Raw genomic sequence first — 6462 nt, forward strand, 5'->3', positions numbered from 1 at the left:
CGGGGAACATGCTCGACAAGGCGGCTCACCTCCTCGATGTCTTCTATCCGACGGGAGGAGCGCTCCGCCTTTCGGAATTGGTGATGCGCACCGGATTGTCCAAGACCACGACTTACCGCCTCGCCGGCAATCTCGTCCAGCTCGGATATCTGGAACGAACCGGCGAGTACTACCGGCTCGGCAACCGGCTGTTCGAACTCGGTTCCCTGGTATCCCGGCGGCTGGACCTGCGCGAAACGGCTCTTCCCTTCCTCCAGGATCTGTTCGAAAGCACGCGGCAGACCGTGCACTTCGGTGTGCGGGACGGCTTCGACATCGTCTACGTCGAACGCATCCACGGCCATGACTCGCCGGCCCTCCCGTCACGTATCGGCGGGAAACTCCCCTTGAGCTGCACGGCGATCGGCAAGGCCCTCCTCGCCTTCTGCGAAGAGGCGGCCTGCGACCTCCTGGCACGTGAACTGCCGCGGCTCACCCCCTACTCGATCACCGATCCCGCCGTTCTCCGCGCCGCGCTCGAACAGATCCAGCTCTCCGGCCTGGCCTACGAGGAACAGGAAGCGGCCGTCGGCGTGAGCTGCATCGCCGCGCCCGTGTTCACCGGCGCCAGGGTCGTGGCGGCCTTGTCGGTGGCGGTACCCCAGGAGCAGTTCCGGCCGGCCCATCTCGCGCCGGCGGTACGGACGGCCGCGCTCGGGCTGTCCCGGGTGCTGCGCAACGGTGTGACATCCGGCATGAAGCCGCCGCCCCTGTCGGGGTGACCGCCCGGATCGCGCGGAGACGGGGCGGAGGCGGCTCGCAGGCGCCAGGAGGCGCTAGGAGCCGCTAGGAGGCGCTCCAACCGCCGTCGATGGTCAGCTGGGTGCCGGTGATGGACGTGGCTTCGGGTGAACACAGGAACGCAACCGCCCCTGCGACCTCGTCCGGCTCGACGAGGCGCTTCACCGCCGACCGTGCCAGCAGTACGTCCGACACCACGTCGTCGACGCTCATCGCGTGGACCTCGGCCTGGTCCGCCAACTGGTTCTCCACCAGCGGAGTGCGGACATATCCGGGGCACACACAGTTGCTGGTCACTCCCTTGGCCGCCCCTTCCAGAGCGATGACCTTGGAGAGACCTTCGAGACCGTGCTTGGCACTGACGTACGCGGCCTTGTACTGGCTGGCGCGCAGGCCGTGGACGCTGGAGATGTGCACGATCCGTCCCCAGCCCCGCTCGTACATGTGCGGGAGGACTGCTCGGCTGAGCAGGAAGGGGGCTTCCAGCATCAGCCGCAGCATGAAGGCGAACTTCTCATGGCTGAACTGTTCGACGGGCGCGACGTTCTGAACCCCGGCGTTGTTCACCAGGATGTCCGCTTCGAGTCGCAGATCGGCGAGATCGGCCGTCCGGCTCAGGTCCGTCACCAGCGCCTCGCCACCGATGCGCTGGGCCATCGACTGCGCGCCCACCTCGTCGACGTCGCACACCACGACGTGGGCACCCAGTTCGGCCAGTCGCGCCGCCACAGCCGCACCGATGCCACTCGCCGCGCCGGTGACCACCGCGCGCCGCCCGGAGAGATCGGGGCCCGTCACCATCGGCGTCATGATGCCGTCGAAGCGAAGGGATTGGCGTTCGCGTGATGGTGGCCCCAGACGTCCGGGGTCCCGAAATCGTGTGGCACCCAGTCCTCACCCACCTCGATGCCGCCGCAGCCGATCTCCAGGTGGAAACCACTGGGATTCCTGATGTAGAACGAGATCGCTTTGTCGTTCATATGCCGACCGAGGCTGATCGAGATGGGCACACCATCGGATTCCGCGCGATCATGCGCACGTCCCACGTCATCGATGGAGTCGTGTTCGATCTCGAGATGATGGATGGACGTCGTTTCCGCCCGCGCGAGCGCGATGCTGTGATGCGTCCTGTTGCAGCGCAGGAAATACAGACCCGGGGCTCTATAGTCGGTCAGTTTGAACTCGAGGACCGACTCGTAGAGTTCCCTGAGTTCGTCGAGCTGAGGGCTGGCCAGGACCAGGTGACCGAGGCCGATGACGCCGGGGCTCGCGTGGACGGGGCGGGCCGGACGGGTGCGGACCTTGGCAGCACCGACCGCCAACTCGACCCGGTAACCGACCGGGTCGGTGAACCACCGCAGGTGGGTGGCACCGCGAAGCCCGGTCTCGTCGACAGTGCCCTCATGGACGTCGAAGCCGGCCGTGGTCAGCCGCTCGGTGAGTCTGTCGAGTTCACGCGGTGAATCGACGATCCAGCCCACCTCGCGGGGACGGTCCTCCGCCGACGGGTAGAGAGCCAGTCGGTACTTGTAGGCGTCGAGTTCGGCCAGCGCGACGTTCTCCGTGCCGATCTCGTCGAAGGTGACGCCGACTCCCAGCGTGCGGCCGAGGAGACTGTTCCACGCGTCGAGATCACTGACGTTGAGACCGACGTAGCCCAGTTTGGTGACACCCATGCCGCATTCACCCCTCCCGGGCTGCCGCCGCGGCACCGCCGCGCAGGAACTCGCGGACGATGTGGTTGAACTCGGGCGCCCTCTCGTACTGCACCCAGTGACGGCAGTGCGGCAGGACGCGAAGTTCCGCGTGGGGGATGCCCTGGAGAATCCTGGTCGCCCACGTCAGCGGAACGGTCTGGTCCTCCCGTCCCCATACGAGCAGGGTGGGCGCGGAGATGAGGCCCAGCTCGGGGGTGAGGTCACCGAAGTTGGGCGGGATCGGCAGCTCCGGGTGGGCACGGAGACTCGACTCGTAGCGCTCATCGATCAGGGCGTCCGTCGCGAGATCCTGGTTGTACACCATGAGGCGAACGAACTGCGCCATCTCGTCACGGGAGGGCTTGTCGGACGCCATGTAGTTGAAGAGGTGTTCCAGCCCGACCGGCCATGGAGGCGCGTCCGCCGGAAGAACCCCACCCGGCGCCATGAGGACGACCCGGTCCACACGGTCCGGCTGGGTCATGGCGATCCGCATCGCGACAGCACCGCCGTACGAGTTGCCGACGAGATGTGCGCGCTCGATCCCGAGGGCGGTCATCGCGCGGCACACTCGCTCGGCCGCGTGGAAGATCAACGGCTCGTCCGTCGCAGGCCGCGGAGAACGGCCCCAGCCCGGAAGGTCGATCACGATGTTCCGGTAGTCCGAAAAAGCGGGCAGGTTACCGCCGAAGTTGCTCATGCCCGTGGCGCCAGGCCCCGAGCCATGCAGCCAGATGACCGGACTGCCGGTACCGGACTCGACGTAGGCGATTTCAGCGTCCCCGACATCCAAGGTGCTGGTCACTCTCACACCCCCAGACTGTGTGTATGTAACGCTCACTATACGGGATGCGGGAGTGATGGCAAGCGCGTGCGCACACTCGACCGCGCCACTGAAGGCGCGGGGACGGATAAGAGTCAGTGAGTACCGGGAAAACGCGACGTCAAGCGCTGCGAAGACACCGCAGGAACGCTCGCGTCACGGCACCGGGAAATGTCCCACCGGAGGCTTTGTGCAGCGGGGTCACTTCTTCTGCTTGCCTCGCTGGTCGGCCAGACTGCGGATCAAGGTGATGAAAGGCGCGGCATGGGCGCTGTAACTCATACCGTCGAAGGTATTGGTCAGGGACAACCCGTCCGTCATGGCCCTGCCGAGAACGGCCAGTTCTTCGATGAACTTCTCGTCCACCGGGCCGCCGTTCGCGGCGAACACCGGTGTGAGGGCCTCGACCCACGAGGCGTGTGCGTAGTCGCGGATGCGACGCACGGTGGCCCTGACGACCTCGGCGTCCTTGTGCGGGCCGACACTGATCGCCAGCAGGAGGCGGAGGTAATCGGGCCGCTGGTCGAGGGAGGCGCACGCCTCCGTGAACCACGCCTCGAACCGCTCCAGCGGCTCACGGTCATCGAACGAGGACGGATTCGGGAACAGAGCGTGCAGCTCGTTGAAGGTGCGCTCCAGCAGCGCCGCGAGAACGCCGAGTTTGTTGCCGAAGTGGTAGTAGATGGAGCTGGCCGGCAGCCCGGACCGCGTCGACAGGTCCGAAATGGCCATGCCGTCGTACCCTCGGCTCGCCACGAGGGTACGCGCCGCATCGAGGATGACATCACGGCTGCTCAAGTTGGCAGTGGCCGATACGGAGTCGTTTCCCTTCACCATAGGCCCATGATAGGTCCCGCATGCTGCGCGCACGGACCGGCGTGCACCTGCCCGAACCTGCGCAAACCGTACTGGGTTTCCACGGATACGCGCTCCCTCAAGGCATAGAAAAGGACGACGGCCTCGGCCCAGTCACGCAGTTCGGCCGGCCGCCCCTGCCACCTCGCCGGCCCCCTGAACGCGGTGCCGCCCGGGTACATCGCGGCACCGCGTTCAACGTCACCATCGTGGGTGGTCACCGCCGACCGGAGGTGAGGTCGTTCCCACACCCGGGGGCGACCACACACCCGCTATGCGGTACCCTTGGCGACCTCCGGCACCTTCAGCACTTCCTCCGCGTTCCGGCGGGCCCCTTCGCGACGGAGAAGAAGGGTGGCGAGGGCGCCGATCACGGCCGGTATCGCGAAGACGCGGAACATGGACTCGGGTGCCCATCCCGCCTCGAGCAGGAAACCGGCGAGCAGGGGCGCCAGCACCGCACCGAGTCGGCTGACCGCCACAGCCATGCCCAGCGCCGTCGCCCGGGCTTCCGCGGGATAGACGCTTGGAATGATGACGTTGATGCCCGAAACCGAGCCGTTGAGCAGGAACCCGACCAGCACGGCGACGAGAAGCGCACTGGCGAGCGACCCGAGCGAGACCGAGAAGAGGACGAGCGCGAGTGCGGCGACACCGAAGTAGACAGCAGTCAGCCGGCGTGGCTCGACACGGGACGCCAGTACACCCAGCAGAACGGCTCCCGTGACACCGCCGAGGCTGAAGAGCACGCCGCCGCTGATGCCTTGCTGACTGGACATGCCCGCTTCGAGCAGGAGGCTGGGTGTCCAGGAACTCGCGAAGTAGAACATCGTCATCGCTGAGGTGAACGCGAGCCAGATCAGCACCGTTCGCAGGGCGTTGCGCCCTTGGAACAGCGACTCGAGCGCCACCTTGCGCGACGATGTCTGCCGCTGGGGCAGTTCATCGACCTCGCCGTGCCCGATGGAGACGAGGATCCGGTTCAGTCTGCCCAGGGCGTCACGGGGACGGCACGCGACGAGGTAGTCCATGGACTCGGGAAGGAAACGGAGCCCCAGCGCGAAGAGGACCGCTGTGGCGATGCTTCCGATGATGAAGACCGATCGCCAGCCGTACGGACTCAGCAGAAGGCTCGTACTGATGCCGGCGATTACCGAGCCGATACCGTAGCCCGTCGTGATCAGGGCGATGGCCAGCCCTCTCCGCCTGTTGTTGGCGTACTCGGAGGCGAGCACGGGCAGACTGGCCGCCATCACTCCCACCGCCGCTCCGGTTATAAGCCGGCTGGCAATGAGCTGGCCGAAATTCTGCGACATCGCTGCGAACAGCATGCCCAGCGATGCCATCGCCAGGCCGCTGAGCGTCAACCGGCGTCGGCCGACGCGATCGGCAAGTGGGGCGAGGAAAAGCGCCCCGAATGCCATACCCGCGAGGCCGCTGCTGAGCAGCAATCCCACTTGCGACGGGGAAAGGCCCCATTCACGAGTGATCGCCGGTCCTACGAAGGAGGTCGCCAGGAGGTCGAACCCGTCAACCAGATTCATGGTGAGGCACAGCACCACTGCCCTGATCTGGGCACGACTCATCGGCCCTTCTTTGACCTGCTCAAGAATGCTCATGAAGACCTCGCTTCATCGCGATGACCCCTGTATGTAACGCTCACTCTACAGATGAGGGGCAGGCGTGGCTAGATTCGTGCGCGCTCCGAAACGGACCCGCGAGCACGCGCCGCCGAAGCAATCACCGAAGGCCATTGAATGGCTCGACCATCCATGCAGAAACATGCAATAGACACGAATGCGGGGCCGGCTCCACCGAGGACTGCCGAGAGGGATCACGACCGCGCGGCCATGACGCAGGGGTCAGTCCTGGGGAGAACTCGGCACGATCCTCGCCACCGTCCAGTCGGGCCCCGCCCCCGGCTCCACGCTCTGGACCCGTCCAGCCGTCTTTCCGGGTGTGGCACCGACGGCGGCCGCGTGGGATGCGATGAACGGCAGCGCACTCGCCGAGCCGGTCACGATGGCCAGGGAGAGGCCCAGGAAGAGGAGATAGCGACGGAGGGCCACGGAGCAACCACCAATAAAGGGAGAACGTTCTGTCTAGTAGGTGATTCAACGGGGTCACCCCGGCCGCTGTCAAGACCGATCGTTCTACCGTGCGGTAGGCTTGGCGGTTATGAGTCGGAGTTCTGAAGGCGGCAACATCTCTGAGGCGCGTACGCGGCTCCTCAACACGGCGACCCGGATCTTCTACACCGAGGGCATCCACTCCGTCGGCATCGACCGGATCACCGCCGAGGCACAA

General features: G+C 66.0%; 7 protein-coding genes and 1 pseudogene. 2 read left to right on the forward strand and 6 right to left on the reverse strand.

What is annotated here, in order from left to right:
- Positions 1–8: 8 nt before the first annotated feature.
- The gene (locus ACF1DX_RS35815; protein ID WP_391795323.1) at positions 9–761 is read left to right on the forward strand and encodes an IclR family transcriptional regulator; all 753 of its coding nucleotides are present in this window, start codon (positions 9–11) and stop codon (positions 759–761) included.
- 64 nt (positions 762–825) lie between these two features.
- On the opposite strand, the gene ACF1DX_RS35820 is transcribed toward ACF1DX_RS35815, so the two are convergent.
- The 6 genes from ACF1DX_RS35820 to ACF1DX_RS35845 form a co-directional block, all read right to left on the reverse strand.
- Positions 826–1590 carry a 3-hydroxybutyrate dehydrogenase gene (locus tag ACF1DX_RS35820; protein WP_391795324.1) on the reverse strand — a complete coding sequence of 255 codons (765 nt, stop codon included), beginning with the start codon at positions 1588–1590 and terminating at the stop codon, positions 826–828.
- Entirely contained in the window at positions 1587–2456 is an 870-nt protein-coding gene (locus ACF1DX_RS35825; RefSeq protein ID WP_391795325.1) for a VOC family protein, read from the reverse strand. The genes ACF1DX_RS35820 and ACF1DX_RS35825 overlap by 4 nt, the downstream gene beginning before the upstream one ends.
- 7 nt (positions 2457–2463) lie before the next feature.
- On the reverse strand, positions 2464–3282 hold the full coding sequence (locus ACF1DX_RS35830; RefSeq protein ID WP_391795326.1) for an alpha/beta fold hydrolase: 819 nt from the start codon (positions 3280–3282) through the stop codon (positions 2464–2466).
- A 219-nt stretch (positions 3283–3501) separates the two neighbouring features.
- Positions 3502–4137 carry a TetR/AcrR family transcriptional regulator gene (locus ACF1DX_RS35835; protein ID WP_391795327.1) on the reverse strand — a complete coding sequence of 212 codons (636 nt, stop codon included), beginning with the start codon at positions 4135–4137 and terminating at the stop codon, positions 3502–3504.
- Positions 4138–4427: 290 nt separating this feature from the next.
- Complete coding sequence (locus tag ACF1DX_RS35840) at positions 4428–5774, reverse strand: MFS transporter (RefSeq protein ID WP_391795328.1); 1347 nt, start codon at positions 5772–5774, stop codon at positions 4428–4430.
- Between the two features lie 243 nt (positions 5775–6017).
- Positions 6018–6224 carry a hypothetical protein gene (locus ACF1DX_RS35845; RefSeq protein WP_391795329.1) on the reverse strand — a complete coding sequence of 69 codons (207 nt, stop codon included), beginning with the start codon at positions 6222–6224 and terminating at the stop codon, positions 6018–6020.
- A gap of 109 nt (positions 6225–6333) precedes the next feature.
- Here ACF1DX_RS35845 and ACF1DX_RS35850 point away from each other — a divergent pair.
- Positions 6334–6462 (forward strand): annotated as a pseudogene (locus tag ACF1DX_RS35850) (TetR family transcriptional regulator); the annotation flags it as partial.

This window comes from Streptomyces sp. NPDC014676, from assembly GCF_043084105.1.
Taxonomy (GTDB): domain Bacteria; phylum Actinomycetota; class Actinomycetes; order Streptomycetales; family Streptomycetaceae; genus Streptomyces.

Bases quoted from the DNA above. Each gene is read 5' to 3' on its own strand.
- ACF1DX_RS35820 (WP_391795324.1), bottom strand. From the start codon at position 1,590: ATGACGCCGATGGTGACGGGCCCCGATCTCTCCGGGCGGCGCGCGGTG.
- ACF1DX_RS35825 (WP_391795325.1), bottom strand. From the start codon at position 2,456: ATGGGTGTCACCAAACTGGGCTACGTCGGTCTCAACGTCAGTGATCTC.
- ACF1DX_RS35835 (WP_391795327.1), bottom strand. From the start codon at position 4,137: ATGGTGAAGGGAAACGACTCCGTATCGGCCACTGCCAACTTGAGCAGC.
- ACF1DX_RS35840 (WP_391795328.1), bottom strand. From the start codon at position 5,774: ATGAGCATTCTTGAGCAGGTCAAAGAAGGGCCGATGAGTCGTGCCCAG.
- ACF1DX_RS35815 (WP_391795323.1), top strand. From the start codon at position 9: ATGCTCGACAAGGCGGCTCACCTCCTCGATGTCTTCTATCCGACGGGA.